The organism is Sphingobium sp. AntQ-1 (genome assembly GCF_028538045.1).
GTDB lineage: Bacteria > Pseudomonadota > Alphaproteobacteria > Sphingomonadales > Sphingomonadaceae > Sphingobium > Sphingobium cupriresistens.
Genome location: NZ_CP117158.1, coordinates 1,388,279 through 1,412,770, shown reverse-complemented (window position 1 = coordinate 1,412,770; position 24,492 = coordinate 1,388,279). Strand labels below are relative to the sequence as shown.

Sequence of the window (24,492 nt, the reverse complement as noted above, 5' to 3'; positions counted from 1 at the left end):
GTTTCAGCGGTCCAGGGGCAGGGTGATGCTGGCCCGCAAACCGCTGGGGTTGCTGGTCCCGGCGCGGTTGGCGAAGGCCAGGGTGCCGCCATGGCCGTCCGCGATCCGCCGGGCGATGGAGAGGCCCAGGCCCACGCCGCCCGTCTCGCGGTTGCGGGACGCCTCGCCACGATAGAAGGGTTCGCACAGCCGCTCGATCGCCGCGTCCGGCACGCCCGGCCCGTCATCCTCGACCGCCACCGTGACGCGCCCGTTCGTCACGGTCATCGCGATCCGCGCCGATCCGCCATAGCGCACCGCATTTTCGACCAGATTGGCGATGCAGCGCCGCAGCGCCACCGCGTCGCCGCGCACCACCGCGCGGCTGCTGTGCGTCACCGCCACATCCTGCCCCATATCGGCCAGATCGTCGGCCAGCGTCTCGACTATGGCCGACAGGTCGACCCGCACCTGCGCCGCGCCCTCGCCTTGGCCACGCATGAAATCCAGCAGGTCGGTAACCATCGCGCGCATTTCCTGCACATCCGCCTGCGCTTTGGCGCGCGGCCCGTCGGGCAGCGCCTCCAGCCGGAAGGACAGGCGGGTCATGGGCGTGCGCAGATCGTGCGCGATCGCGACCAGCATCGCCGTGCGCTCGTTCAGATAATCGGCGATCCGCGCGCGCATATGATTATAGGCCGCGCCCACCGCGCGCACCTCCGGCGGGCCGGTCAGCGGCAGGGGGTCGGCGCGTTCGGGCCGTTCGGTCGCCGCGCCGTCGGCCAGTCGCCGGATCGGTTGGGTAATGCGCCGCGCCACCCAATAGGCCGGCAGCAGAAGCAGGATGAAAATGCCCGCCATCAGCGACAGGGTGATGGCGTACCAGCGCCCATTGGCCCCCTGCCGCGCCTGAACCACCTGCCAGCCGTCGGCCGTGCGCCGCGCCAACAGGAAGGCGCGGTGCAGCATCGTCCCGTCCGGGCCGAAGCTTGGCCCGGAACCGGGCACGGGCCAAGCCTTCCGATCGGGATCGGCCATCCGCATCGGCGGTAATTCACGCACCAGGCGGACGTCAGCCGGGCGCGCGCCCAGCAGCGTAGCGACTTGCGCCGCAGCGCGCCGGTCCTCCATCTGTCCCGGTTCGGCCAGTGGGGCGGGATCGGACCGATAGCGCGCCACCGTCCAACTGCCCGCCGGGGCGGCGGCGCCCTGCAACAAGGCGGCGGCCTCGCCCAGCATCATCGGGCGGCTGTGCGGCGGCGGCCCGCGAAAGGCGACCAGCATCATCGCCCCCAGCGCCAGCAGCAGGGTCGCGGCGACCAGCGCGACGATGCGGGTCAGGATCGACGGGTTCAGGCGGCCCAGGCGCGGGTTCACGCCGGACGGACCTCGGCGGTGAACATATAGCCTTCGTTGCGGATGGTGCGGACCAGTTCGTCCGCACCCTCGGTCCGCGCGCTACGCTCCAGCTTGCGCCGCAGCCGGCTGACCTGCACGTCGATCGCCCGGTCATAGCTCTCGCTGTCATTGCCCGCCGAATAATCGAGCAACTGGTCGCGGCTCAGCACCCGGCGGGGATGGTCGATGAAGGCGCGCAGTAGCCGGAACTCGCCATCGGTCAGGGTGACGACGACATTGTCGGGATCGGTCAGCAGCCGCCCGGTCATATCCACATGCCAGCCGGCGAAGCGCAGCTTCCGGCCGCTCGGTTCGGCCGTCTCCGCCACCTGTCGCCGATGGCGGCGCAGCACGGTCCGGACGCGGGCGAGCAACTCGCGTGGGTTGCACGGCTTGGGGAGATAATCCTCCGCCCCCATTTCCAACCCGACGATCCGGTCGATGTCGCTGCCGATCGCCGACAACATGATGACCGGCAGGCCGCCGCGCGCGGACAGCCGCCGCAGGATCGACAGCCCGTCCTCACCCGGCATCATCACGTCGAGCACCGCGATATCGAAATCCTGCGCCGCCAGCACATGATCCATGGCCGCGCCATCGGCCACCGCGGTTACGGCAAAGCCATGCTGCTCCAGGAAATCCGACAGCAGCGTGCGGATGTCCGCATCGTCGTCGACCACCAATATGCGCGAACCATCCATGGGCGCCAGCATATCGGCGGAATGCGCCTCCTGCAAAGTCATCTGCACGCTGATCCGATCAAATCGCCAGGCCGACCGTCACCGCGCCGGTATAGCCGTTGGTGATGTCGCCGGTCATCGTCGGCGTCATCGCCGTCACCTGCGCCGACGTATTGTCGCCGAACACATTGTCGCTGCTGGTCGATATGCTGGCGAAATTGCTCTTGCTGCTGATATAGCCGCTGGTGGCGTAGACCGTGGTGCAGGCGTCGGCCGGCATGGCGAATTGCGACGTCAGCACGCGATTGGCGTAGCTGGTGGCGCGCGCCAGGCTCGGATAGACCTCGAAATGGATATGCGGGTAGCGGCCGGAATAGCAGCCGGGGAAGATGCTGGTGAAGGTTACCTGCCCGTTGGCGTCGGTCACGCCCACGCCGCGCAGATAATTTTCGCCCGGCACGGTGTAGAGCGAATAGAGCCCGTCGCGGGTGCAGTGCCAGATATAGACGGCATAGCCTTCCAGCGCGGCGCAGCTGCTGTTGACGTTCACGACCGTGATGGTCAGTGTCATGGTGATACCCGCCGCGGTGCCGCTCGACGATCCGAAGCTCGACCGGATGTCGGTGCGCACGATGCCCGTGTCGTCCAGCACATTGACCACGCTGCCGTTGCTGCTGTTGGACCCGTCGGCCGGATAGGGACCGTTGGTTTCGGTCGGATCGGCGATGCAGGTGCCGGTGGGTGTCGGGGTGGGTGTCGGCGTCGGGGTTGGTGTGGGCGTAGGCGTGGGGGTGGGCGTCGCGGTCGATCCGCTCGACGATCCCGATCCGCCGCCACAGGCGCCGATCAGCGCCGCGCCGCTCGCGGAAAACAGCAGCCGCAAGGTGCGCCGCCGCCCGATGCTCTCCCGCGCCAGCGCGCGCATCTGTTCCAGGTCGTGCATCAACCCATGGTCGTGCGCGTCGTCATGTCCAGCCATCTACCCTATCCCTCTTGTCTTGTTGCTCAAAGACCCTCGGAATCGTCCCTAATGGCGGCATGTCTCCGGCCGATTGCCCAATGTAGCGGCTTTGTAGCCGTCAAACGCTCTGGCCACCCCGCGACATGGCCCATATAGTCGCGCAGGTTTGTCCTTCCCACGCGAAAGCGCTTCATGCATCTTCTCATCGGCCTCGCCGGCATTCTCCTGATCCTCGCCATCGCTTTCGCCTTGTCCTCCGATCGCCGCGCCATCCGTCCGCGCGTCGTCGGCGCAGCGTTCCTGCTGCAGGCGGGGATCGCCATTCTGGTCCTCTATGTCCCGGCGGGGCGCGCCATCATCGGCGGCATGTCCAGGGGCGTGGCCAACCTGCTCAGCTATGCGCAGGCGGGCACGGACTTCATCTTCGGCCCGCTGGCCAAGCCTGAAATCGGCGGGGCCAGCTTCGCCATCGCCGCGCTGCCGGTCATCATCTTCTTCGCCAGCCTGGTGTCGATCCTCTATTATCTGGGGATCATGCAGTTCATCGTCCGCTGGGTCGGCGGCGCGATCGAATGGGTGACGGGCGTGTCGAAGGTGGAAAGCCTGTGCGCGGCCGCCAACATCTTCGTCGGGCAGAGCGAAAGCCCGCTCGTCATCCGTCCCTATCTGGCCGGCCTCACCCCGCCGCAACTGTTCGCGGTGATGACCAGCGGCATGGCGGGCGTGGCGGGCACCATATTGGCCGCCTATGCCTCGATGGGGATCAAGATCGACTATCTGCTCGCGGCCAGCTTCATGGCGGCTCCCGGCGGCCTGTTGATGGCCAAGATCATGATGCCCGACCCGCGCGCGCCGGTGCAGGGCGAATTGCCGCTGGGCGACCATCCCGACCTGCTGCTGCCCGAAACCCGGATCAGCGGCGCCGGCCCCGCCGCCTTGCTGCCAGAAGGCACGCCGGGCGAACCCATGCCGCAGGCCAGCCATGATGAGGAAAAGCCCGCCAACCTGATTATGGCCGCGGCGCAGGGTGCGCAGACAGGTGTCAAACTCGCCGTCGCGGTCGGCGCCATGGTGCTGGCCTTTGTCGCGCTGGTGGCGCTGGCCAACGGCATATTGGGCGGCATCGGGGCGTGGTTCGGCTATCCGACCCTCAGCTTCCAGATGCTGCTGGGCTATGTGTTCCAGCCGGTCATGTATCTGCTCAACATCCCCTGGGCCGAAGCGCAGGTGGCGGGCGGCCTGTTCGGGACCAAAGTCGTGCTCAACGAATTTGTCGCCTATATCAATCTGGGCCAGGTGCAGGGCGCGCTGTCGCCCGCGACCATCGCCATCATCACCTTCGCGCTGTGCGGTTTCGCCAATTTCAGTTCGATCGCGATCCAGATGGCGGTGACCGGCAACCTCGCCCCCAACCAGCGGCCGATGATCGCGAAGCTGGGGTTGAAGGCGCTGGTCGCCGGCAGCCTCGCCAATCTGATGAGCGCGGCGCTGGCGGGCCTGATGCTTAGCCTGTAATGTCGATCAGGTCGGCTCCGTAACGGAAACGCTACCATCGTCCCTGCAAATCGGTTATGGTTAACCCATGGGGGCAAAAGATTTTTTCATGGTCGCTCTGGCGGCCCTAGGCTGGTCGGGCGTCGGGTCCGCGCAGGGGCCTGCAACGCAGGCCAGGATGCTGGCGCCCAAGCCCGGCGTGTTGGAAACCTACAAGGACTGGACCATTGGCTGCGACAATCGCAACCGATGCGAAACCGTGTCCCTGCTCGCCGAGGGTGCGGATTGGCCGGACAGTCCGGTGATGGTCGGGGTGGTCCGCGACGCCGGGCCTGATGCCGCCACCGAAGTCTGGGTCAGCCGCGACACCAATAGCGGCGGCGAGATCAGCTTTCATGTCGATGGGCGCCGGATCGCCAGCGCCATGAGTCGCGACGGCGACGCTACCATAAGAGGGCCGCAGGCCGCCGCGCTGGCCATCGCCATGGCGCGCGGCAACGTGCTGGAACTGCGCATGGGCAATCGCGCGATCGGCAAGCCGTCGCTGGCCGGGTCCGGCGCGGCCCTGCGCTATATGGATGCGCGGCAGGGGCGGGCCGGGACCAGCACCGCACTGGTCGTCACCGGCCCGCTCGGCCCGCTCGCCGTGCGCGCTGCGCCTGCCGCACCGATCATCAAGCGCGCACCCTTGCCCGGTGCGACCGCACCCGCCGCGCTGTGGCGGGAGGAACTGACCGCGCTCGGCAAATTCACCCGCTGCACCGACGAGATGAAGGGCGCGGAGCCGCCGCAACTCTATCGCCTGTCGCGCACCGAAACGCTGATCCTCGTCCCCTGCGGCAGCGGCGCCTATAATTTCACCTCGGTCCCGGTCATCGCCACCGGCATCGCCGGCCGGCGCGCTTTCCGCCTCGCCAGCTTCGACTATAAACCAGGCTGGAGCGAGGAGGAGGCCCGGCCAATGCTGGTCAATGTCGGCTGGACCGCCGACAAGCTGCGGCTCGACAGCTTCGCCAAGGGGCGCGGCATCGGCGATTGCGGCGGCAGCGAAGCCTATGTCTGGGACGGCGCCCGCTTCCGCCTGATCGAAGCCACCAGCATGGGCGAATGCCGCGGCGCCTGGCACTGGATCAGGACATGGTCGGCGCAGGTGACGGAATAGTTTCACGGCAAAGCGCAGCTTGCGGCGGCCATCCCACGCAACCGCCGCGCCGCGCTTTGCAATGGAATTGGAACGATAGGCGGCCATATTGGCGCCATGATCCAAGCGTTACGCCAATCCACCGCCGCGACTGCCGCATCCACCCTGCCGAACCCGGTCCGCGCGGTGATCTTCGATATGGACGGCACCCTGCTCGATACCGAGGCGGCGCATCGGCGCGCCTTTGCCGAAACGGGCGAAGCGATCGGCTGGCCGATGGCGGATGACCTGTTGCTGTCGATGGTCGGCATCCACCGCGACGAAAATCAGCGGATGTTGGCGGCGCATCTGGGGCCGGACTTTCCGCTCGCTCGCTTCTACGCCGACAGCGACGCGCTGTTCGAGGCGGCTGTTGACGCCGGCATCCTGCTGCGCCCCGGCGCGCGCCTGCTGCTCGATCATCTGGCGCAGGCGGGCGTCCCGATGGCGCTCGCCACGTCGACCGCCGCACCCTATGCGCAGCAACGGCTGGAGAAGAGCGGCCTGCTCCATTATTTTGACGTGGTGGTGACGCGCAGCGATGTCGACCAGCCTAAGCCGCACGCGGAACCCTATCTGCTGGCGGCGCGTCTGCTGCGGGTCGATCCGGCGGACTGCGTTGCGGTCGAGGACAGCCATGTTGGCGTCCGCTCCGCCATGGCGGCGGGCATCGCGACGGTGATGGTGCCCGACCTGCTGCCCCCGACCGAGGAACTGGTCCTCGCCTGCGCGCAGATATTGCCCAGCCTCACCGACCTGCGCGACCTGTTGCTGGCGACGCAATAGGATGATGGGGCGACAAGCCCCTCTAGCCCGTCAATTCTTGCGCTGGGGCACCGTGAATGTGCCCGACACGCGCCCGCTGGGGCTGGTCGCGGCGCCGGGCACGCCGCCCGACGATCGACCGTCGACAGTCGATCGGCCGCTGTTGAGGTCCATGACCAGACGCCCGCCGCTCAGGCGGTTCGACCCCTGCGTCAGCGTGACATTGCCCAACATGGTGATGAGTTTGCTGTTGAGGTCGTAAATGGCCACGTTGCCGCGCGCAGTCTGATCCGCCTTGGTCACCACGACGTTGCCCGATGCGTCGATCCGGTCGATGTCCACGCCATTGGATCCGCCGCTCGGCTGCTTGCTATAGGCGACCGTCATGCGCGCGGCGTTCAGCGTCATGCCGGCCTGCGTCACCACGACATTACCCGATACCACGACGCGATCGGCGCGGTCCTGCACCTCGATCCGATCGGCGTTGAAATTGACGGGCGCATTGCTGTCATGATTTCTGAACACCTGCGCGAAGGAAGGGGCGCTCGCGCCGGCGAACATCATCGCGGCGGCGCCCACCAAGCCGGTCGAGAGCAGGATCAGGGTGCGTGTCATCAGTTTCGCCCTTTGAGGCCATTTTGTTCGATACGCAAGCTTGCCCGGCCATTCAATGTCACCGTGCGCGCGCCCATGTCCGCTTCCAGATGGTCGCCACTGAAGGTGCCGATCGGGATGCGCCCGTCCACGCGGCCCGCGCTGCGCATCCGCCGGGTCTTGAGGTCGATGCCGACGTCGCGGGTGGTCAGGCGATATCCGCCTGCAGCCTCGAACTGCACCGGCCCTTCGATGCCGACCCGCTCGGTATCCATGTCATATCGCCCCTTCTGCGCGGTCAGGACGGCGGGGCCGTCCGACAGCAGGATGCGCGCCGACATGCTGTTGAGGTCCACGATCGGTTCGCGCGAGCTTTTTTGCACCGCAGAGCCAGCGCGCAGCGAGAAGGGCTGGCCCTTGCTGTCCTCGCCGCGATACAGCGCCTCGGTCAGCCGCATCCGGTCCTTCGCCACCTCGACCTTGTTCTTGTCGAGCACGAAGCTGACCTTGTCGCCGCCGGTGAAGGGCGCGGTCGCCAGCAGCGCGGCCAGCACGCCGACCGCGACCGGCAGCCAGTTTTTGAGCAGCGCGACCAGCCGGTCGTGACTACCGCCCGGCTGCGCCCATAGGCGGCGGACATCGCGTTGCTGATCGGCCTGGACGGACATGGTTGGACCTTTCAGCCTGCGTCACATATGTGAGAAGATGTCGATTTCCGGCCATCCGGCCAGGTCGAGTTCGGCGCGATGGGGCAGGAAGTCGAAACAGGCCTGGGCCAGTTCCATCCGCCCTTCGCGGATCAGGCGCTTGTCCAGTTCGGCTTTCAGCGCATGGAGGTAGCGCACGTCCGAGGCGGCATAATCCTTCTGCGCGTCGGACAGGACGGGGCCGCCCCAGTCGCTCGACTGCTGCTGCTTGCTGATGTCCTGGCCCAGCAGTTCGCGGACCAGTTCCTTCAATCCATGACGGTCGGTATAGGTGCGGATCAGGCGCGAGGCGATCTTGGTGCAATAGACGGGCGCGGCGACCACGCCCATATAATATTTGATCGCTGCCAGATCGAACCGGCCGAAATGATAGAGTTTCAGCCGCTCAGGATCGGCCAGCACGGCGCGCAGGTTGGGCGCGGCGTAATTGCTGCCGGGCTTGAAGCGGACGAGATGCTCGTCGCCCTTGCCATCGCTGATCTGGACCACGCACAGGCGGTCGCGCGGGGTGATCAGCCCCATGGTTTCGGTGTCGATGGCGATCGGGCCGGGGGCGAGCACGCCAGCGGGCAGATCTTCTTCATGGAAATGGACGGTCATGCTCTTCCCTTATGGCGAAACAGAGCCGACCGCAATCAAGGCTTTGCCGGGCCGGATCTTCGCGACAAAAGGCCGTATTCGCTCGGCGAATGGTGGTCGTTGGAGGTCATTTTGGCCAATTGGAACGGAACAGGACCGCAACAGTGAAAATCATTCGCGCTGGTCTGAAAAGTTGATATAGTGATTCCCAAACCCGCGTCTGCGGTGGATTCTGCATGTCATTCGCCCGACATGTGTTTGTCCGATTGGTCTTGGGGCGAAGCGAAAGTGACTAACAGGGCATGAGTTTTGATAGAGGTCGCCGCGGCGGGCGCGGCAAGGACAAGCGCGACGGTTTCGGCGACGACAATTTCTACGATCAGGGCGGCCGCGGCGGCGGTGGCTTCGGCGGCGGTTTCGGCGGTGGTGATCGCTTCGGCGGCGGTGGCGGCGGCTTCGGTGGCGATCGTGGAGGTTTCGGCGGCGGTGATCGCGGCGGCGGCTTTGGCGGTGGTCGCAGTGGCGGCGGCTTCGGCGGCGGCGGCGGTGGTTTCGGCGGCGGCGGCGGCGGCGGCGGTGGTGGTCGCGGCATGCCTGCCCAGGTCGTCGGCGAAGGCAAGGGCGTCGTAAAATTCTTCAACGGACAAAAGGGCTTCGGCTTCATCGTTCGTGACGATGGCGGCGAAGACGTGTTCGTGCACATCAGCGCCGTCGAGCAGGCCGGCCTGACCGGTCTGGCCGAAGGACAGCCGCTCGGCTTCACCCTGGTCGATCGTGGCGGCAAGGTGTCGGCGACCGATCTGGTGATCGACGGTGAACCGCTCCCCGTCACCGATCGCGGTCCGCCGCGTGAAGCGCGTGAACCTCGCGCCGGTGGTTTCGGTGGCGCGCCGGACCGTGGCGGCCCGCAGCGTCAGTTGACCGGCGAGCGCTCCAGCGGCACCGTGAAGTTCTTCAACGCGATGAAGGGCTTCGGCTTCATTCAGCGTGATGACGGCCAGCCCGACGCCTTCGTGCACATCAGCGCCGTCGAACGCGCCGGCATGGCCGCCCTGAATGAGGGCGACCGGCTTGACTTCGAACTGGAAGTCGATCGTCGCGGCAAATACGCCGCGGTGAATCTCCAGTCTAAGGCCGACTAAGGCGCTGACGGATCATCCCTGTTACAGGGGAGAGGATAGGGAAGGGGTCGCCTGCAAGGGCGGCCCCTTTTTTTAGGGCGCTAGGTGCACGTTGCGTGGTCGATGCAATCCGAGCAGATAGCGCATCGCGCAGAAAAATAAGGCCCGCGCCTTCGCCTAAAAGGATATGAAAAAATAGAGCGCGCGACTTCCATTATATTTAACGACGCATTCTCTCGCAGATGTTGCGCTTGTTCCGTGAATTTAAGAGGTCTCTCTTCTTTCGCACGCCCATTGCAGAAAAGGCCGGCCCTCAACGGACCGGCCTTCTTTTAATCGAACAACTCTTCCAAAAAGCTTTTCTTTCGCTTTTTCGGGTAGCCCCGATCATCATCCCGATAATCGCGATCGGGACGATAGCTGGCCTGCCCAAAGGGCGCGGACGGCGGCGACGGGGCGATTGCCTGCCCCGACCGCTCGATGATCTTGTCCAACTCGCCCCGGTCCAGCCAGACGCCCCGGCATTGCGGGCAATAATCGATCTCCACCCCCTGCCGATCCGTCATCGCCAATCCGACATGACAGACCGGGCAGAGCATGGCCGATACGGCAGCCTGATCCCGCATCCGCTTATTCCCGCTCGCCGGTCAGGCTGAGCAGCATCTGGAACAGGTTGACGAAGTTCAGGTACAGCGACAGCGCGCCCATGACCTGCATCTTCTGCGCCACTTCATGCCGGGCATAGACGAAATAGTCCGACTTGATGCGCTGCACGTCCCAGGCGGTCAGGCCGGTGAAGACCACCACGCCGATGATCGAGATGACCATCTGCATCGCCGAAGACCCCAGGAAGATGTTGATCAGGCTGGCGACGATGATGCCGATCAGGCCCATCATGAGGAAGCTGCCCATCTTCGTCAGGTCGCGCTGGGTTGTATAGCCCCACAGTGCCATGGTGAGGAACATGACCGCGGCCGAGAAGAAGGCCTGGGCGATGCTGCCGCCGGTGAAGACCAGGAACACGCTGCCCAGCGACACGCCCATCACCGCCGCGAACGCCCAGAAAGTCATGCGCGCGGTCGCGGTCGTCATCCTGTCGATGCGAAAGCTGAAGAAGAACACGAAGGCCAGCGGCGCGAAAATCGCCACCCATTTGAGCGGCGTGCCGTAAATGGCGGCGGCCAGCGTCGGCATATTGCCGACCAGCGCCGCGACCAGGCCGGTGATGACCAGGCCAAGACCCATATTGCGGAAGACGCCCAGCATGTGTGCGCGCAGGCCGGCGTCGGTCTGCGCCGTCTGGCTGGCGCCATAGCCCGACATGCGAACGGGATTATTCATGGGAAACACTCACTCCATCATCCAATGTGGTTCGAGTGGCCCGGTGCGGTCTCCTGCGGCAACGAGAGGGGGCAAATTACCGCAAAACCAGCACCGGGCACACCCGATGCGGTCCGACATCGCGACAGGGATAAGGGGGAAATCCATGTCGCCAGAGGGGCCCGGCCCGCATCGACAATATCGGATGCTCAATGCCCGGCCGCAAGGGATGAGCCCGCCTGCAACATTTTATTACAATCTGACGATGTCGCGCACGTCATGGACAGCAGGTCATGGACGGGGGCGGCCCTGCGCGAAAGAGACAGCAAGTTGGACATTTGTATTGCTTCACCCATTGTCGTTACTTAGCTAAGTAACATAATGACCTCATGGGGATGGCAAGGAAGGATTGACCCTCACGACGCTTCGCGACATGGCGTATCCCATGTCCGACGACCAGCATATCCCCGCGCCGCTGCGCCTGTTCAACAGTCTGATCCGCACGATCGAGCCATTCGCGCCGATCGAGGATCATCATGCGCGCGTCTATAGCTGCGGCCCGACGGTCTATAATTACGCCCATATCGGCAATCTGCGCGCCTATGTCTTCACCGACACGCTGCGCCGGACGTTGTTGTGGAAAGGGCTGGCCGTCACCCACATCATCAACATCACCGATGTCGGCCATTTGACCAGTGACGCCGACGCAGGCGACGACAAGATGGAGGCGGCCGCGCGCGCATCGGCCAAGAGCATCTGGGATATCGCCGCCCATTATACGCAGGCCTTCAAGCAGAACATCGCCGACCTTAACATCCTGTCGCCCAGCGAATGGACGGTCGCGACCGACTATGTGCCGCAGATGATCGCCTTTGCCGAAAAGATCGCGCCGACACATTGCTATGAACTGGACAGCGGCCTTTATTTCGACAGCAGCAGCGTGCCCGATTATGGCGCGCTGGCCGGCGGCCGCGACGATGCGGCGCACGCCCGGATCGATCCCGTCGCGGGCAAGCGCAACCCATCCGACTTCGCGATCTGGCGCAAGTCGCCGCCCGGCGAGCAGCGCCAGATGGAATGGGACAGCCCCTGGGGCAAGGGCGCGCCGGGTTGGCATCTGGAATGTTCCGTCATGTCGCAGACCCGGCTGGGTCAGCCGTTCGACATCCACACCGGCGGCATCGACCATCGCGAAATCCACCATCCCAATGAAATCGCCCAGAACCAGGCTTTCCATGTCTGCTGCGGCGATCCCGGTGTGGCGGCGGCCGGCTTCACCGGCGCGCGCTGGTGGATGCACAACAACTTCCTGGTCGACCGCCAAGGCAAAATGTCAAAGTCGAAGGGCGGCTTCACTACCCTCTTCAGCCTCATCGACGCGGGCGTGCATCCCATCGCCTACCGTCTGTTGTGCCTGGGCGCCCATTACCGGTCCGAACTGGAATTCAGCGCCGACAATCTGGCCGCCGCGCTGACCCGGCTCAAGCGACTGATCATGGGGGTCGAGGGCCTGAAGGCCCGCGCCGAGGGCGTGACCTGGCAATCCCCGCGTCTCGACTATCTGCGCGCCAACCTCCATCCCAAGCTGACGCCGCTGCTCGAACAGTTCGACGCGGCGATAACCGACGACCTGATGACGCCGCGCGCCCTTCCGCTGCTGGAAGAGGCGATCGGCATCAAGAAGGTGCCGGTGGACGAAAAGCTCTGCCTGATCGCCGCCTTCGATCAGGCGCTGGGCCTGAACCTGCTGACGCTCAGCCGTGCGGACCTGCGCCTCCAGCCCAAGGATGCGCAGATCGCGCCGGAGGCGATCGAGGCCGAACTGGAGCGCCGCACCGTCGCCCGCGCCGAAAAGGACTTCGCCCTGTCGGACGAGATTCGCGACGCCCTGATCGCCCGCGGGGTCGAGGTGATGGACGGCGATCCGCTGCGTTGGGACTGGCGGCTGACGCTGGGCTGACGGTCAAGCACCGGCATCGGCCTTGACGGCCGCTTTCCGCCGACCCAAGAGACAGGCGGGTCGAGTCAAAAGCGGGGGTGGTGTCGTGCAGCTTTCCACGCGGTGTGCGGCCATGATTCTGGCGCTGGCCCTGCCGACCCATGCGGCGTCCGCGGCCGCCCCGACGGGGGCTTTTTCGCCCACCGACCTGCGCCATGCCCGGCTCTATTTGCTTGAACGGCAGGCGACTGCTCTGTTCGACAGCGACGATTATGCGCTGTCCATGTCGCAAAAGACCCGCGACGCCTGGACCCGACTGCATAGCGCCGCAATGAAGACAAAGGTCGCGGGCAAGCCCCACCCGCTCGCCGGGGTCGCCTGGATCAACCTATCCTCCATGGACCAGATCGACGGCAAGAATCCCGACGCGCTGGCCCATGCCAATGCAGGCCTGGCGCTGCTCGCGCCCTTCGCCGACGCCTATCCCGTGGCCTGGATGCAGGGCCTGTCGATCAAGGGCTATGTCCAGGCGGCGCTGGGCGACGTGACCGGCGCAGCGGAGATATTGGCGCAGGCCAGCCGCTATATGGACGGCTATATTGCTCGCACGCCGTCCGACAAGCTTGACCCGTCGACGCATATGCTGCGATCGAACATCGCCTTCTCCCACGCCCAGGCGCTGACCCGGCTTGGCCGCAATGACGAGGCGGTGGACGCGCAAAAAGCCAGCATGGAGGCGCGGATCGCGGCGGCCGGCCCCAACAGCCCCGACACGATCGGTTCTTATTACAGCTATGCGCAGATGCTTCAGCGCGCCGACCGCGATGTGGAGGCGGAAAAATATGCGCGCATGGCGGTCGACATCGCCACCGATCATGTCGACCGCAAACATCCCAGCTACGCTCGCGCACTCGAAGCGCTGGGCCTGCTGCTGTCGCGCACCGGACGGCGCAACGAGAGCCTCGATTATCTGCAGCGCGCCATCGCCATCAAGCGCGACACGGTCGGCGCCGGCAGCCTCTATTTCCAGTTCGGCCTGCAAAATCTCGGCACCGTGCTGTTGCCGCTGGAACGCTATGCCGACGCTGAAACCCTGTTCATGGAGGCGGAACGCGGCTTTCGTGGGATCGAAGGGGAAAATAGCCCGCAATCGGCTCGCGCCCTCGCCTTCGCCGCATCCGCAACGCTGGCAGAGGGGCGGCGCGACCAGAGTGTCGAGCGGTTCAACGCTGCATTGGCGCGGGTGCGCGCCGGATCGGACAAGGACCGGGATATCGGCCAGCGGGTCTATCCCTATCTCATCCCGGCTTTGATCGCCGCCGGACATGGCGAAGAGGCCCGCGCCGCCGCTGCCGCCTTTGCGGCTGAAACGCGCCAGCTCGACAATGCGCCTGCAATTCCCTTGGCGCAGGCGGCGATGCTGTCCGCCTGGACCGGATCGGACCAGGCGGCGCTCGGCGAGACGGCGCGACGCCTTGCCGGCCTGCTGCGCGACGATGCCAGTGTCCATGACGACGCCGAACTGACAGAGGAGCAGCGGGCCGCGCTCGACACGATCCTGGCGGTGGCGACGCAGGCGCAGGACGCCGCGCTGGCGCTGGACGCGATGGCGATCCTGGCCGGATCGCGCATCGCCCAGGCCAACCGGCTGGTCGCCCAGCGGCTGGTCGCCGATCCGGCGCTGGCTGCGCGGGTGCGCCGCCTGCAAGACCGTACCAAGACGCTTCAGGCCGCCGACAGCCGCCTGCTCAAGGCCTTGGCGACCGACCACGGCGTCGCGGCGGCCCGCACCGAACGCGCCGCCGTGGCGGCAAAGGTCGATGCCGAGCGCGCCGCCATCGCCCGCGACTATCCACGCTGGGTGGAGGCGAAGGGCGGCAAGCGGCCCGATCTGGAGACTGTGCGCGCCGGGCTGGGTGAGGACGAAGCGCTGCTGGCGGTGATGCCCGCTTTCAACGGAGTCTATCTGCTCGCGGTCAGCGCCGGGGGCACGCGGATCGAGCGGGCGCAGATGGATCGCGCCGCGCTGGTGGCGTTGGTGGGGCGGCTGCGCGGTTCGCTTAGTCCAGCCGGTTTCGACCAGGGCAGCGCACACACGCTATATCGCCAGATCTTCACCCCCGGCATCCTCGCCACGCTGGGCAAGGCGCGGATGCTGCGCATCGTGCCGACCGGCGCCTTCGCCTCGCTACCCTTCGGGATGCTGCCGCAGCGGCCGATGGCCGCGGTGACGCGCCATGCGCCCTGGCTGATCCGCCGCTTCGCAATCGAGGTGCAGCCCGGATTTACCGCGACCAGAGATCGGCGACAGCAGATGGCGGCGCGGAACCAGCGTTTTCTGGGCATTGGCGCGCCGCTGACCTTCGGCGCTGTCCAGACGACCGATGCGCCGCGCGGCGCCGGGGCGATGCTGGCCGCCAACGCCTATTTCCGCACTGGCGGCGCGGATGCGCGGGCGCTGTCGCAATTGCCGCCGCTGCCCGGATCGCAGGCTGAATTGCAAGCCGTAGCGCATCGCTTCGGCATGGATCGCACCACCTTGCTGATCGGACGGGACGCCAGCGAAGCTGCGCTGCGGGACCGTGACCTGTCCGGCTATGCCGTGATCCTGTTCGCGACCCATGGGCTGGTCAGCGGCGAGATGGAGGGCGTGACCGAGCCCGCGCTGCTACTGTCCCCCCCGGCCGCCGATGCGGTCGGCGACGACGGGCTGCTGACGGCGTCGGAAGTGGCGGCGATGCGGATCGGCGCGGACTGGGTCATCCTGTCGGCGTGCAACACCGCGGCGGGGAACGACGCGCAGGCCCCGGCCTATTCGGGGCTGGCGCAGGCGTTTCGCTATGCCGGGGCGGGATCGCTGCTGGTGTCGCACTGGCCGGTGCGGGACGACGCCAGCGCTTTCGTCACATTGGAGACGGTGAAGGGCGCGGCGCGCGGCCTGCCCCGCGCCGTGGCGCTGCAGCGGGCGATGCTCAAGCTGATCGGATCGAAGCGGCCCGGCGCCGCCCAGCCCTATATCTGGGCGCCGTTCATCCTGATGGGGCGTTAACCCGCTTCGAGCGCCGCGCCGGCCTCCATCCAGATTTCCTCGGCGCTCTCCAGCTTCTTTTCAACCTCGGCCCGCTTCATCATCAGCTGGCTGGTGGTCATCTTCGCTTCCGCGCCGGTCGCCGCCTTGGGGTCGGACAGGACCGTATCGATACGCTTGCGCTCGGCGATCAGGGTGGTCATTTCGCGCTCCGCCTTGTTGACCGCGTTTTTCAGCACCTTCTGCTTTTCGCGCCATTCGGCGGCGGCCTTCTTGTCCGCCTTGCGATCGACCTTCGGGGCGTCGCCGCTGCTGCTGTTGCCGTCCGCCTTGCGCAGGATGATGTCGGTATAGTCATCGAGCGATCCGTCGAACGGCTGGGCGGTGCCGTTGTCGACCAGCACCAGACGATCGGCGACCAGTTCGATCATGTGCCGGTCGTGCGACACGATCACCACCGCGCCGCTATAGTCGTTGAGCGCCTGGACTAGCGCTTCGCGACTGTCGACGTCGAGATGGTTGGTCGGTTCGTCCAGGATCAGCATGTGCGGCGCGTCGCGGGTGATGAGCGCCAAAGCCAGACGGGCGCGCTCGCCACCGGACATGGAGCCGACCTTCTGCACCGCGCGCTCGCCGGAAAAGCCGAAGCGGCCGAGTTGGGCGCGGACCGCGCCGGGCGTCGCGCCCTTCATGACGCGGGTCATATGTTCCAGCGGCGTGTCGGTGACGTCCAGTTCCTCCACCTGATATTGGGTGAAATAGCCGACATTCATCTTGGGCGAGCTTTGCATCGTCCCTTCCATCGGGGCGAGTTGCGCGGCGATCAGGCGGGCCAGCGTCGTCTTGCCGTTACCGTTGCGGCCGAGCAGCGCCAGGCGGTCGTCAGGATCGATGCGCAGGTTGATACGCTTGAGGATCGGCGTTTCGGTGTAGCCGACCGAGGCCATGTCCATGGTGATGAGCGGCGGCCGCAGTTCGGCCGGGCTGGGAAAGCCGAAATGCAGCGTCGGATCTTCGCTGGCCGCGGCGATGGGCTGCATCCGGGCCAAAGCCTTGGCGCGGGACTGGGCCTGTTTCGCGGTCGAGGCGCGGGCCGAGTTGCGGGCGACATAGTCCTGCAACTTTTCGCGCTCCGCCTGCTGCTTGGCGCGGGCGGATTCGAGTTGGGCGAGCCGTTCGGCGCGCTGCCGTTCGAAGGCGTCGTAACCACCGGGATAGAGGGTGACCTTCCCTCCTTCCAGATGTAGGATATAGTCGACCACATTGTTGAGCAGGTCGCGTTCGTGGCTGATGACGACCACGGTGCCGCGATAGGCCTTGAGGAAATTTTCCAGCCAGAGCGTGGCTTCGAGGTCGAGATGGTTCGACGGTTCGTCGAGCAGCAACAGGTCGGGGTTGGAGAAGAGCAGCGAAGCGAGCGCCACGCGCATTTTCCAGCCGCCCGAATAGCTGTCGAGCGGGCGGCCCTGCATTTCCTCGTCAAAGCCGAGGCCGACGAGGATGCGGGCGGCGCGGGCGGGGGCGGTATAGGCGTCGATCGCCGTCAGCCGCTCGTAAATATGGCCCAGGCGATCGGGGTCTTGCGTATGCTCCGCCTCCGCCATCAATTCGGCGCGTTCCTTGTCGGCTTCGAGCACGGTGTCGAAGGGGGTCGCGGTGCCGGACGGGGCTTCCTGCGCGATATAGCCCAGCCGCGTGTCGCGGGGCATGTCGCACGACCCTTCGTCGGGATCGAGCTGGCCGATCATCACCTTCATCAGCGTGGACTTGCCCGCGCCGTTGCGGCCGATGAGGCCGACACGGCTGCGCGGCGGCAGGGCGGCGGCGGCACGATCGAGAATGACGCGGCCGCCAAGGCGCACGGTGATGGCGTTGAGATTCAGCATGGGCGCGCCCTTAGCATGGGTGCGCGGGGTCGGAAAGCCGTGGTCGCGGCGTTTTGCAAGGCGGCGTGGCGTTGCGAAGTTCACACCGTCGTGGCTGACGCAAAAGCGTGGGGACGGACGGGTGGTGTGGATTTCGCAATAGGAGAATTTTTGCGAAATGGGGGTGGGCCGCGCGGGGGTGTGGCGCGGTGGGCGGGAGGCGGACGGTGGGAAAGAGCCGAGGGAATTATGGCATGGGTGGCGGGGTGTAGGACAGAGGGGAAGTGGCCGGTAGGCGACCGTCCGGTTTGGGCTTGGCATCTGGCGAAGCTGACCTTTGCTTGCGTCACGTCAGTACCAAGCCATCATTCCAACAGCGAATGTTTGGACCGGAGCAGTTACTGAAACCCATTGGTCAGGTAATGACGTACATCACGGATCATAAGCTCCACATCGTCACGACTGAACTCGTCCCACTTGCCGTGTGCGGCTGAATTGCGGATATTGGCAATCGCCGTGATGCGCTTTTGGATAAGCTTGGTGAACCGCCCCACCTTGGCGAGGTCTGCATTCATCTTATCGAGCCTTGGCCTGCTATCGAGTTCGATCGACTCGTCAGTGCAAAGAGTGCGCAAAGCCGTTTCCAGAACCGCACCCGCAATCACGGCTGCCGGACCATGGTATCCTTTGCCCGTTAGTTCCTCGGCCTGCTCCAGTTCATCGTCAAACAGCTCACTTGCAACCAGATCTCGGATTGAGGCACACAGGCCATTGTCGTAGTCATCCTGCGCGGCAATCAAGACGGCCCGCTGCGCTTTGAAAATGCCATAGTTGGTCGACCAATTTTTGCCCTCTTTGCCCTGAAATTCCTTTAGATGAATAGAATCCGACCCGCAGGCTAGGCGGAGCAGATTTTGCACCTTGATGCCCCAAGTGGTAAAAGCCTCATGGTCAATATATTCCGCTGAGCCATACATCGCCGAGCTGTCGGTATGCTTTGTGCTCTCCAGCTTTACAGCCTCCTCCAAGAGCTGCGCGAAGCGGCTGAAAATTTTGGTTCTGCTTGTCATCTTAGCCCAAGTCCCTTCGATTGCCTCAGGCCCTATCTAATCTGAATGTCTGGTCAGAGGCGTGCTAAAAACTCGCCTGAATGGCTTAGATTGGCGCAATCTCGACAGCCCCCACCCCAACCCCTCCCCTGAAGGGGAGGGGCTTTAGGCTCTACCCCTTCGCCGGTCCCTGCGCATAAAGCGTAAACTCGCCCTTCAATCCGCCCACGCTCGATTGCCCGACCCACAGGTCGAACGCGCCGGGTTCGGCGATGCGCTGGCTTCGGGCGCCGACGAATTCCAGATCGACGCGCGACAACGAGAAGCGGACGGTCTTGCTTTCGCCCGGCGCCAGCGTCACGCGGGCCATGCGTTTGAGTTCGCGGATCGGGCGGGTGCGGCTGGCGACGCGGTCGCGGGTGTAGAGCTGGACCACTTCGCTGCCCTTGCGGTCGCCCTTGTTGGTGATGCGGGTGGTCACTTCGATCGCGGCGTCCCAGCGGAGCGCGCTATCGGACAGTTTGAGCTGGTCCAGCACGAAATCGGTATAGGTCAGGCCGTGGCCGAAGGGGAAACGGGCGCTGTTGTCGGTGGTGGCGTAGCGGGCCTTATATTCGGTGCTGCCATTGCCCAGCACCGGGCGGCCGGTCGATTTGCGGTCATAATAGAAAGGCTCCTGCCCGCTTTCCCAGGGGAAGCTGACGGGCAGTTTGCCCGATGGATCGACCTTCCCCAGCAGGATGTCGGCGATGGCGTGGCCCGCCTCGCTCCCCAGGAACCAGGTGGCGAGGATCGCCTGCGCATTGGCGACGCCGTCATGCAGGGCGAGCGCGCGGCCGTGGCGCAGCAGGATGATGACCGGCTTACCGATGGCCGCGACCGCGTCGGCCAGCGCCTGTTGCGCGGGCGGGATTTCGATGACGGTGCGGGACTGGGCTTCGCCCGACATGGCCTGCGATTCGCCGATGGCGAGCAGGACGATGTCCGCCGCTTTGGCCGCCGCCACCGCCTGGGCGATGCCGCCCTCGATCGGCCCGCTGATGTCGCTGCCGCGCGTGACGGTGAGTTTCGTCGGGTCGGGGAGCGAGGCGCGCAGGCCCGTGGCGATGTCCACGCCCTTGTCCGGATCGCCATAGAAGGCCCAGGGGCCGTAGAGATTGGCGGTGTCCTGCGCGAAGGGGCCGATGAGGGCGATGGCCTGCCTCCTGGCCGGGTCGATCGGCAGGACGCCTTCATTTTTGAGCAGCACGACCGATCGGGTGGCGGCTTCGCGGGACAGGGCGCGGTGGGCTGGGGTGAAGATGCGGGTCTTTTCCGCTTCCTCGTTCAGCGACCGCCAGGGGTTGTCGAACAGGCCGATGGCGGCCTTCACATAGAGGATGCGGCGCACGGCGACGTCGATCGTGCCCATCGGCACCGCGCCGCTCTTCACCAGATCGGGGAGGTAGCGGATATAGAGGCCGCTCTGCATCGACATGTCGACGCCTGCGAGGACGGCGAGGCGGGCGGCGTCGCGGTCATCCTCCGCAAAGCCGTGGGCGACCAGTTCTTCGTCGGCGGTGTAATCGGAAAAGACGAAGCCGCGAAACTGCATCTCGCCGCGCAATATGTCGGTGAGGAGTTCGCTGTCGGCGGTGGCGGGGACGCCGTTGATCTCGTTGAAGGCGGCCATGGTGGTGAGCGCGCCGGCCGCGAACGCCTTGCCAAAGGGGGGCAGATGGGTTTCGCGCAGCGTTTCCTCGCTGATGTCGACATTGCCATATTCCAGGCCCGCGGCGACCGCGCCATAGGCGGCGAAATGTTTGGGGCAGGCGAGCAGCGCGTCGTCGCGGCGCAGGTCGCGGCCCTGATAGCCGCGGATGCGGGCGGCGGAGAGGAGGCCGGTGAGGGTCACATCCTCCCCTGCCCCCTCCACTACGCGGCCCCAGCGCTGGTCGCGGGCGACATCGACCATGGGGGCGAAAGTGAGGTGGAGGCCCGCGGCGGTGGCTTCGATCGCCTGGGCGCGGGCGGTGCGCTCGCACAAAGCGGGGTCGAAGCTGGAGGCTTCGGCGAGGGGGACCGGGAAGATGGTCTTGAGGCCGTGGATGACGTCGCCCGCGAAGAGCAAGGGGATGCCGAGGCGGCTGTCCTTGACCGCGATCTCCTGCGCGCGGCGGCCGCCTGCGACGCCGATGCCGTTGAAGAGGCAGCCGACCCGGCCCTTGCGGATTTCCTGCGCGAGGCGCTTTTCGTCCTGGATGCCGACCTGCGGGTTGGGGGGATTGAAGGGGCGGAAGCTGTCGGCGAGGCAGGTCATTTGCCCGGCCTTTTCCTCCAGCGTCATCTTCGCGATCAGGGCGTCGACGCACGCCACGTCGGTCTGCGCCAGGGCGCGGCGGGGGAGGCCGAGGGCGAGGACGCCGCCCAGCGTGCGGATGAGAAGGTCGCGGCGATCGAAGGTCATGTGGGGAGGGCGTAACCGGACAAGGATGAATGAAACTTGTCCAGCCAACGCGAGCGCGCGGATTTTGTTGCACCGCGGCAACGACCCTGCGGCGCGGCGCGTTCGTCCGCGGTGGGGGCCAGCGATGCGGGGAATGTCTGGGGAAGGCTATGGTGGACGCACTTGGGCTCGAACCAAGGACCCGCTGATTAAGAGTCAGCTGCTCTACCAACTGAGCTATGCGTCCACACCGGCCTGTTCCGGTCCGTTAAAGGACCGCCTGCATCGGCCCGATGCAGTGGTGGACAGGGCTGGATTCGAACCAGCGTACGGGAAACCCGGGCAGATTTACAGTCTGCTGCCTTTAACCACTCGGCCACCTGTCCAGTGCCCTGCGCGACAAGAAATTTGCGTTCCCGCCTCGCTGGAGGCGGCTCAATGGCGAAAGGAGACTTGCCTGTCAATGGGGTGATGTGAAAAGAGCGCAATCATGAAAAAGCCCAATCGCTCCACCAAGTCCAAGGGCGCCTTTCCGCGCTTCTATGGTCGTCACGCCGTCATAGCGGCGCTCGCCAACCCTAACCGCATCGTGCGCAAGATATGGGGCACGCGCGAAGCGCTGGGCGCCCTCGATCTGCCGCCGGTGCTGCCGATCATCTATTCCGACGTCGCCGACATGGGCCGCATGGTCCCGTCCGACGCGCCGCACCAGGGCATCGTCGCCGAAGTCGAGCCGCTGGACGATGTCTGGCTGGGCGAGATATTGGAGGAAGGCCAGGACGACAGGCGGCCGATCCTGGTGCTGGACCAGGTGACCGATCCGCATAATGTCGGCGCGATCCTGCGCTCCGCCGCCGCTTTCGACGCGCTGTGCATCGTCACGCAGGACCGGCACGCCCCGCCCGAATCGGGCGTGCTGGCGCGCGCGGCGTCGGGCGCGCTGGAAAATGTGCCCTGGGTGCGGGTGGTGAACCTGGCCCGCGCGCTCGAAGAGATTGCCGAAGCGGGCTATTGGCGCATCGGGCTGGACGGCGACGCCGACACCATATTGGGCGAGGCGATCGGCGAATCGCGTGTCGCCCTGGTGCTGGGGGCCGAGGGCGAAGGGCTGCGCCACAATACGATCGCCCATTGCGACATCATCGCCAAGCTGCCGATCAGCCCGCGGATGGAGAGCCTGAACGTGTCGAACGCCGCAGCGATCGCGTTGTACGCCGCAACGGTTCGCTAACCGGCCTATAGAAAGGAAGCGCCATGGACCGCCTGTATCGCACCCTGGGGGCGCTGGCGGGGCTGCTGGCGCTCTCCGCCTGCCTGGTGACGCCGGGCGCGTTCGAATCGAGCCTGGACATCCGTGCCGACCGCAGCTTCGCCTTCGCCTATAAGGGCGAGATATTGGCGTCGGACATGGGCAAGAGCGGCCTGGCCGGCGGCGGGCCCTCCACCGACGACACGCAAGACGACGCCGAGGCCGCGCCGACGCTGATGCAGATCGCCGCGCGCGACGAGGATTTCAGCGACGCGGTCGCCGATGGCGCGGACAAGGGCGACGAGGCGCAGATGCTGGCGATCGCCGCCGCGCTGACCAAGGAAAAGGGGTTTCGCTCGGCCCGCTACATGGGCAACCGCAAGTTCGAGATCGATTATGCGATGACGGGCAAACTGACCCACGCCTTCCTCTTCCCCTTCAACATCGACGCCCAGATCATACTGCCCTTCGTCGCGGTGGAACTGCGCGGCGACGACCGGGTGCGGGTCAAGGCGCCCGGCTTCGCCAACGGGTTCGACAAGAGCCAGGGACCGGCCGGCATGGGAAATGGGGCAGGGGACGAGGCGGCCAAGGCGCTGAACGGCCGCTTCACGCTGACAACCGACGCGGACATCGTCAGCCAGAATCAGGAAGAGGGCGCGCAAACCACGCCGCAAGGCAAGCGGATCATCTGGACGATATCGCCGCTGACCAGCGATGCCCCAGCGGCCACGCTGCGGGTGAAGCCATAATGGCATAATGGCATAATGGCGTGTTTCCGCGGAGGCGGGAACCCAGTTCGGACGTTTCGACTGGGTTCCCGCCTCCGCGGGGACACATATATTCGCATCACAGGTCATGCTTTGGTGCGACAAGACATATCGCACCCGCCATGTTCAAAGACGCTTCAGTCTTCCGGCGCGATGGTGACGCGCAGGCCGTCGAGCGAATCGCTCAGCATCACCTGGCAGGACAGGCGGCTGGTTTCGTTGCGATGGTCGGAACTGTCGAGCAGGTCGTTTTCGTCCTCACTCATGGCCGGCAGCGCGTCGGCGAAGGCCGGATCGACATAGACATGGCAAGTCGCGCAGGAGCAGCAACCGCCGCACAGCGCCAGCAATTCGTCAAAACCGTTGTCGCGAATGATTTCCATCACCGACAGGCCATTGTCGCCATCGACAGCCTGTTCTTCACCTGCACGGTTGACCACGATCAATTTCGGCATCTATCCAATCCCCTCGAATTTTCTCCGCCGCTCTGACCCACAGACGCCGGGAAATCAAGGGCTGGACAGCAGAGACATGGTTACAAGTGCAGAAGAGTTGCGCGCCAGCCTGGACGCCATCGCATTGTTGGAGCCTGGCTTTGGCGCGGCGATCGGCCGGGTGGGCTATCCCGCGCCGCGCGCGCGGGCGCCCGGTTACGAAACGCTGCTCCGGACCATCGTTGGCCAGCAGGTCAGCGTGGCGGCCGCGGCGGCGGTGTGGCGCAAGCTGGAAGCGGAACTGGGCGAAGGCTGCGTGCCCGACGCACTGATCGCGCGCGACTTCGACACTTTGCGCGCCTGCGGCCTGTCCCGTCAGAAACAGGGCTATGCCCGCAGCCTGGCCGACCTGATCCTGTCGGGCGCGCTGGATCTGCACGCCTTGCCCGCCGATGACGAGGAGGCGATCGCCCAACTCGTCCGCATCAAAGGCATCGGCCGCTGGTCGGCGGAAATCTACCTGCTGTTCGCGGAGGGGCGACCCGACATCTGGCCCGCCGGCGACCTGGCGGTGCAGATCGAGATCGGCCGCATCCTGGGCCTGCCCGAACGGCCGAGCGAAAAACTGACCCGCGAAGTCGCCCAAGCCTGGCGCCCGCATCGCGGCGCCGCCGCGATCATGGCCTGGCACCATTATAACACCGAGGTATTTTGACATGACTCTCCCGCACGCCCGCTACATCGTCCTTCAACATGAGGGCGTCTGGAAGATCAATCTGGACAACAGATATTACGGCCCGTTCCCGACGCAGGCTTTGGCCGTGGACAGCGCCACCGGCACGGCGCGGCAGGCGAGCGAGGCGGGCTATCCCGCGTCGGTGCTGTTGATGCATGGGGCGCAGTTCGAAACGCTGTGGACCAGCGTTGCGGACTGACCTGTCCTTTAGGGCAGGTT

General features: G+C 65.6%; 22 protein-coding genes and 2 tRNA genes. 10 read left to right on the top strand and 14 right to left on the bottom strand.

The features are described 5' to 3' along the window. Window positions 1-3: 3 nt before the first annotated feature. The 3 genes from sphantq_RS06965 to sphantq_RS06955 are packed head-to-tail and all read right to left on the bottom strand — an operon-like array spanning window position 4 to window position 3,036. Window positions 4-1,356 (bottom strand): ATP-binding protein, encoded by a 1,353-nt coding sequence (locus tag sphantq_RS06965; protein ID WP_272799900.1) that lies wholly within the window; start codon window positions 1,354-1,356, stop codon window positions 4-6. Next, window positions 1,353-2,120, bottom strand: a complete 768-nt coding sequence (locus tag sphantq_RS06960; protein WP_272799899.1) for a response regulator — start codon at window positions 2,118-2,120, stop codon at window positions 1,353-1,355. The genes sphantq_RS06965 and sphantq_RS06960 overlap by 4 nt, the downstream gene beginning before the upstream one ends. Before the next feature lie 16 nt (window positions 2,121-2,136). Next, the gene (locus sphantq_RS06955) at window positions 2,137-3,036 is read right to left on the bottom strand and encodes a dioxygenase family protein (RefSeq protein ID WP_272799898.1); all 900 of its coding nucleotides are present in this window, start codon (window positions 3,034-3,036) and stop codon (window positions 2,137-2,139) included. A gap of 174 nt (window positions 3,037-3,210) precedes the next feature. Between sphantq_RS06955 and sphantq_RS06950 the strand changes: the two genes are divergently transcribed. The 3 genes from sphantq_RS06950 to sphantq_RS06940 all read left to right on the top strand — a co-directional run bounded on the left by sphantq_RS06950 (window position 3,211) and on the right by sphantq_RS06940 (window position 6,478). Beyond that, window positions 3,211-4,533, top strand: a complete 1,323-nt coding sequence (locus sphantq_RS06950) for a NupC/NupG family nucleoside CNT transporter (RefSeq protein ID WP_066605839.1) — start codon at window positions 3,211-3,213, stop codon at window positions 4,531-4,533. A 67-nt stretch (window positions 4,534-4,600) separates the two neighbouring features. After that, window positions 4,601-5,674: a DUF1176 domain-containing protein gene (locus sphantq_RS06945; RefSeq protein ID WP_066605837.1), complete on the top strand. Its 1,074-nt coding sequence runs from the start codon at window positions 4,601-4,603 to the stop codon at window positions 5,672-5,674. A gap of 96 nt (window positions 5,675-5,770) precedes the next feature. Beyond that, entirely contained in the window at window positions 5,771-6,478 is a 708-nt protein-coding gene (locus sphantq_RS06940; RefSeq protein WP_272799897.1) for an HAD family hydrolase, read from the top strand. 30 nt (window positions 6,479-6,508) lie between these two features. Here sphantq_RS06940 and sphantq_RS06935 read toward each other — a convergent pair whose 3' ends face one another. The 3 genes from sphantq_RS06935 to sphantq_RS06925 are packed head-to-tail and all read right to left on the bottom strand — an operon-like array spanning window position 6,509 to window position 8,358. Next, window positions 6,509-7,072 (bottom strand): LptA/OstA family protein, encoded by a 564-nt coding sequence (locus sphantq_RS06935; protein WP_066605832.1) that lies wholly within the window; start codon window positions 7,070-7,072, stop codon window positions 6,509-6,511. Further along, the gene (locus tag sphantq_RS06930) at window positions 7,072-7,719 is read right to left on the bottom strand and encodes an LPS export ABC transporter periplasmic protein LptC (protein ID WP_066605830.1); all 648 of its coding nucleotides are present in this window, start codon (window positions 7,717-7,719) and stop codon (window positions 7,072-7,074) included. Before sphantq_RS06930 ends, sphantq_RS06935 begins: the two co-directional genes overlap by 1 nt. 21 nt (window positions 7,720-7,740) lie before the next feature. Further along, entirely contained in the window at window positions 7,741-8,358 is a 618-nt protein-coding gene (locus tag sphantq_RS06925) for a ribonuclease D (RefSeq protein WP_066605827.1), read from the bottom strand. 281 nt (window positions 8,359-8,639) lie between these two features. On the opposite strand from sphantq_RS06925, the gene sphantq_RS06920 reads away from it, so the two are divergent. Next, on the top strand, window positions 8,640-9,479 hold the full coding sequence (locus tag sphantq_RS06920; RefSeq protein WP_272799896.1) for a cold-shock protein: 840 nt from the start codon (window positions 8,640-8,642) through the stop codon (window positions 9,477-9,479). A gap of 311 nt (window positions 9,480-9,790) precedes the next feature. On the opposite strand, the gene sphantq_RS06915 is transcribed toward sphantq_RS06920, so the two are convergent. Further along, complete coding sequence (locus sphantq_RS06915; RefSeq protein WP_272799895.1) at window positions 9,791-10,084, bottom strand: TFIIB-type zinc ribbon-containing protein; 294 nt, start codon at window positions 10,082-10,084, stop codon at window positions 9,791-9,793. 4 nt (window positions 10,085-10,088) lie between these two features. Next, the gene (locus sphantq_RS06910) at window positions 10,089-10,799 is read right to left on the bottom strand and encodes a Bax inhibitor-1/YccA family protein (RefSeq protein WP_272799894.1); all 711 of its coding nucleotides are present in this window, start codon (window positions 10,797-10,799) and stop codon (window positions 10,089-10,091) included. A 424-nt stretch (window positions 10,800-11,223) separates the two neighbouring features. Here sphantq_RS06910 and sphantq_RS06905 point away from each other — a divergent pair, with 424 nt between their 5' ends. After that, window positions 11,224-12,738, top strand: a complete 1,515-nt coding sequence (locus sphantq_RS06905; RefSeq protein ID WP_066605816.1) for a cysteine--tRNA ligase — start codon at window positions 11,224-11,226, stop codon at window positions 12,736-12,738. An 85-nt stretch (window positions 12,739-12,823) separates the two neighbouring features. Next, on the top strand, window positions 12,824-15,766 hold the full coding sequence (locus sphantq_RS06900; protein WP_272799893.1) for a CHAT domain-containing tetratricopeptide repeat protein: 2,943 nt from the start codon (window positions 12,824-12,826) through the stop codon (window positions 15,764-15,766). Here the strand turns inward: sphantq_RS06900 and sphantq_RS06895 are convergent. The 5 genes from sphantq_RS06895 to sphantq_RS06875 form a co-directional block, all read right to left on the bottom strand. Continuing rightward, window positions 15,763-17,631: an ABC-F family ATP-binding cassette domain-containing protein gene (locus sphantq_RS06895; protein WP_066605811.1), complete on the bottom strand. Its 1,869-nt coding sequence runs from the start codon at window positions 17,629-17,631 to the stop codon at window positions 15,763-15,765. The two genes, sphantq_RS06900 and sphantq_RS06895, sit on opposite strands and share 4 nt — an antisense overlap. A 377-nt stretch (window positions 17,632-18,008) precedes the next feature. Next, complete coding sequence (locus tag sphantq_RS06890) at window positions 18,009-18,680, bottom strand: hypothetical protein (protein ID WP_272799892.1); 672 nt, start codon at window positions 18,678-18,680, stop codon at window positions 18,009-18,011. 151 nt (window positions 18,681-18,831) lie between these two features. Further along, window positions 18,832-21,105 carry a glycoside hydrolase family 3 N-terminal domain-containing protein gene (locus sphantq_RS06885; RefSeq protein ID WP_272799891.1) on the bottom strand — a complete coding sequence of 758 codons (2,274 nt, stop codon included), beginning with the start codon at window positions 21,103-21,105 and terminating at the stop codon, window positions 18,832-18,834. Between the two features lie 150 nt (window positions 21,106-21,255). Further along, window positions 21,256-21,331, bottom strand: a tRNA-Lys gene (locus sphantq_RS06880). A gap of 52 nt (window positions 21,332-21,383) precedes the next feature. Beyond that, window positions 21,384-21,470: transfer RNA gene (locus sphantq_RS06875), tRNA-Tyr, on the bottom strand. A gap of 104 nt (window positions 21,471-21,574) precedes the next feature. On the opposite strand from sphantq_RS06875, the gene rlmB reads away from it, so the two are divergent. After that, window positions 21,575-22,315: a 23S rRNA (guanosine(2251)-2'-O)-methyltransferase RlmB gene (rlmB, locus tag sphantq_RS06870; RefSeq protein ID WP_066605794.1), complete on the top strand. Its 741-nt coding sequence runs from the start codon at window positions 21,575-21,577 to the stop codon at window positions 22,313-22,315. A 23-nt stretch (window positions 22,316-22,338) separates the two neighbouring features. Beyond that, the gene (locus tag sphantq_RS06865) at window positions 22,339-23,085 is read left to right on the top strand and encodes a hypothetical protein (RefSeq protein WP_129927341.1); all 747 of its coding nucleotides are present in this window, start codon (window positions 22,339-22,341) and stop codon (window positions 23,083-23,085) included. A 155-nt stretch (window positions 23,086-23,240) separates the two neighbouring features. Here sphantq_RS06865 and sphantq_RS06860 read toward each other — a convergent pair whose 3' ends face one another. Beyond that, window positions 23,241-23,558 (bottom strand): 2Fe-2S iron-sulfur cluster-binding protein, encoded by a 318-nt coding sequence (locus tag sphantq_RS06860; RefSeq protein WP_066605787.1) that lies wholly within the window; start codon window positions 23,556-23,558, stop codon window positions 23,241-23,243. A gap of 76 nt (window positions 23,559-23,634) precedes the next feature. Here sphantq_RS06860 and sphantq_RS06855 point away from each other — a divergent pair, with 76 nt between their 5' ends. Continuing rightward, on the top strand, window positions 23,635-24,252 hold the full coding sequence (locus sphantq_RS06855) for a DNA-3-methyladenine glycosylase family protein (protein WP_129927342.1): 618 nt from the start codon (window positions 23,635-23,637) through the stop codon (window positions 24,250-24,252). 1 nt (window position 24,253) lies between these two features. Further along, the gene (locus sphantq_RS06850) at window positions 24,254-24,472 is read left to right on the top strand and encodes a DUF2188 domain-containing protein (RefSeq protein WP_129927343.1); all 219 of its coding nucleotides are present in this window, start codon (window positions 24,254-24,256) and stop codon (window positions 24,470-24,472) included. Window positions 24,473-24,492 lie beyond the last annotated feature (20 nt).

Bases quoted from the DNA above. Each gene is read 5' to 3' on its own strand.
- sphantq_RS06920 (WP_272799896.1), top strand. From the start codon at position 8,640: ATGAGTTTTGATAGAGGTCGCCGCGGCGGGCGCGGCAAGGACAAGCGC.
- sphantq_RS06935 (WP_066605832.1), bottom strand. From the start codon at position 7,072: ATGACACGCACCCTGATCCTGCTCTCGACCGGCTTGGTGGGCGCCGCC.
- sphantq_RS06925 (WP_066605827.1), bottom strand. From the start codon at position 8,358: ATGACCGTCCATTTCCATGAAGAAGATCTGCCCGCTGGCGTGCTCGCC.
- sphantq_RS06850 (WP_129927343.1), top strand. From the start codon at position 24,254: ATGACTCTCCCGCACGCCCGCTACATCGTCCTTCAACATGAGGGCGTC.
- rlmB (WP_066605794.1), top strand. From the start codon at position 21,575: ATGAAAAAGCCCAATCGCTCCACCAAGTCCAAGGGCGCCTTTCCGCGC.
- sphantq_RS06960 (WP_272799899.1), bottom strand. From the start codon at position 2,120: ATGACTTTGCAGGAGGCGCATTCCGCCGATATGCTGGCGCCCATGGAT.
- sphantq_RS06895 (WP_066605811.1), bottom strand. From the start codon at position 17,631: ATGCTGAATCTCAACGCCATCACCGTGCGCCTTGGCGGCCGCGTCATT.
- sphantq_RS06955 (WP_272799898.1), bottom strand. From the start codon at position 3,036: ATGGCTGGACATGACGACGCGCACGACCATGGGTTGATGCACGACCTG.
- sphantq_RS06910 (WP_272799894.1), bottom strand. From the start codon at position 10,799: ATGAATAATCCCGTTCGCATGTCGGGCTATGGCGCCAGCCAGACGGCG.
- sphantq_RS06890 (WP_272799892.1), bottom strand. From the start codon at position 18,680: ATGACAAGCAGAACCAAAATTTTCAGCCGCTTCGCGCAGCTCTTGGAG.
- sphantq_RS06905 (WP_066605816.1), top strand. From the start codon at position 11,224: ATGTCCGACGACCAGCATATCCCCGCGCCGCTGCGCCTGTTCAACAGT.
- sphantq_RS06855 (WP_129927342.1), top strand. From the start codon at position 23,635: ATGGTTACAAGTGCAGAAGAGTTGCGCGCCAGCCTGGACGCCATCGCA.
- sphantq_RS06945 (WP_066605837.1), top strand. From the start codon at position 4,601: ATGGGGGCAAAAGATTTTTTCATGGTCGCTCTGGCGGCCCTAGGCTGG.
- sphantq_RS06950 (WP_066605839.1), top strand. From the start codon at position 3,211: ATGCATCTTCTCATCGGCCTCGCCGGCATTCTCCTGATCCTCGCCATC.
- sphantq_RS06915 (WP_272799895.1), bottom strand. From the start codon at position 10,084: ATGCGGGATCAGGCTGCCGTATCGGCCATGCTCTGCCCGGTCTGTCAT.
- sphantq_RS06885 (WP_272799891.1), bottom strand. From the start codon at position 21,105: ATGACCTTCGATCGCCGCGACCTTCTCATCCGCACGCTGGGCGGCGTC.
- sphantq_RS06930 (WP_066605830.1), bottom strand. From the start codon at position 7,719: ATGTCCGTCCAGGCCGATCAGCAACGCGATGTCCGCCGCCTATGGGCG.
- sphantq_RS06865 (WP_129927341.1), top strand. From the start codon at position 22,339: ATGGACCGCCTGTATCGCACCCTGGGGGCGCTGGCGGGGCTGCTGGCG.
- sphantq_RS06940 (WP_272799897.1), top strand. From the start codon at position 5,771: ATGATCCAAGCGTTACGCCAATCCACCGCCGCGACTGCCGCATCCACC.
- sphantq_RS06860 (WP_066605787.1), bottom strand. From the start codon at position 23,558: ATGCCGAAATTGATCGTGGTCAACCGTGCAGGTGAAGAACAGGCTGTC.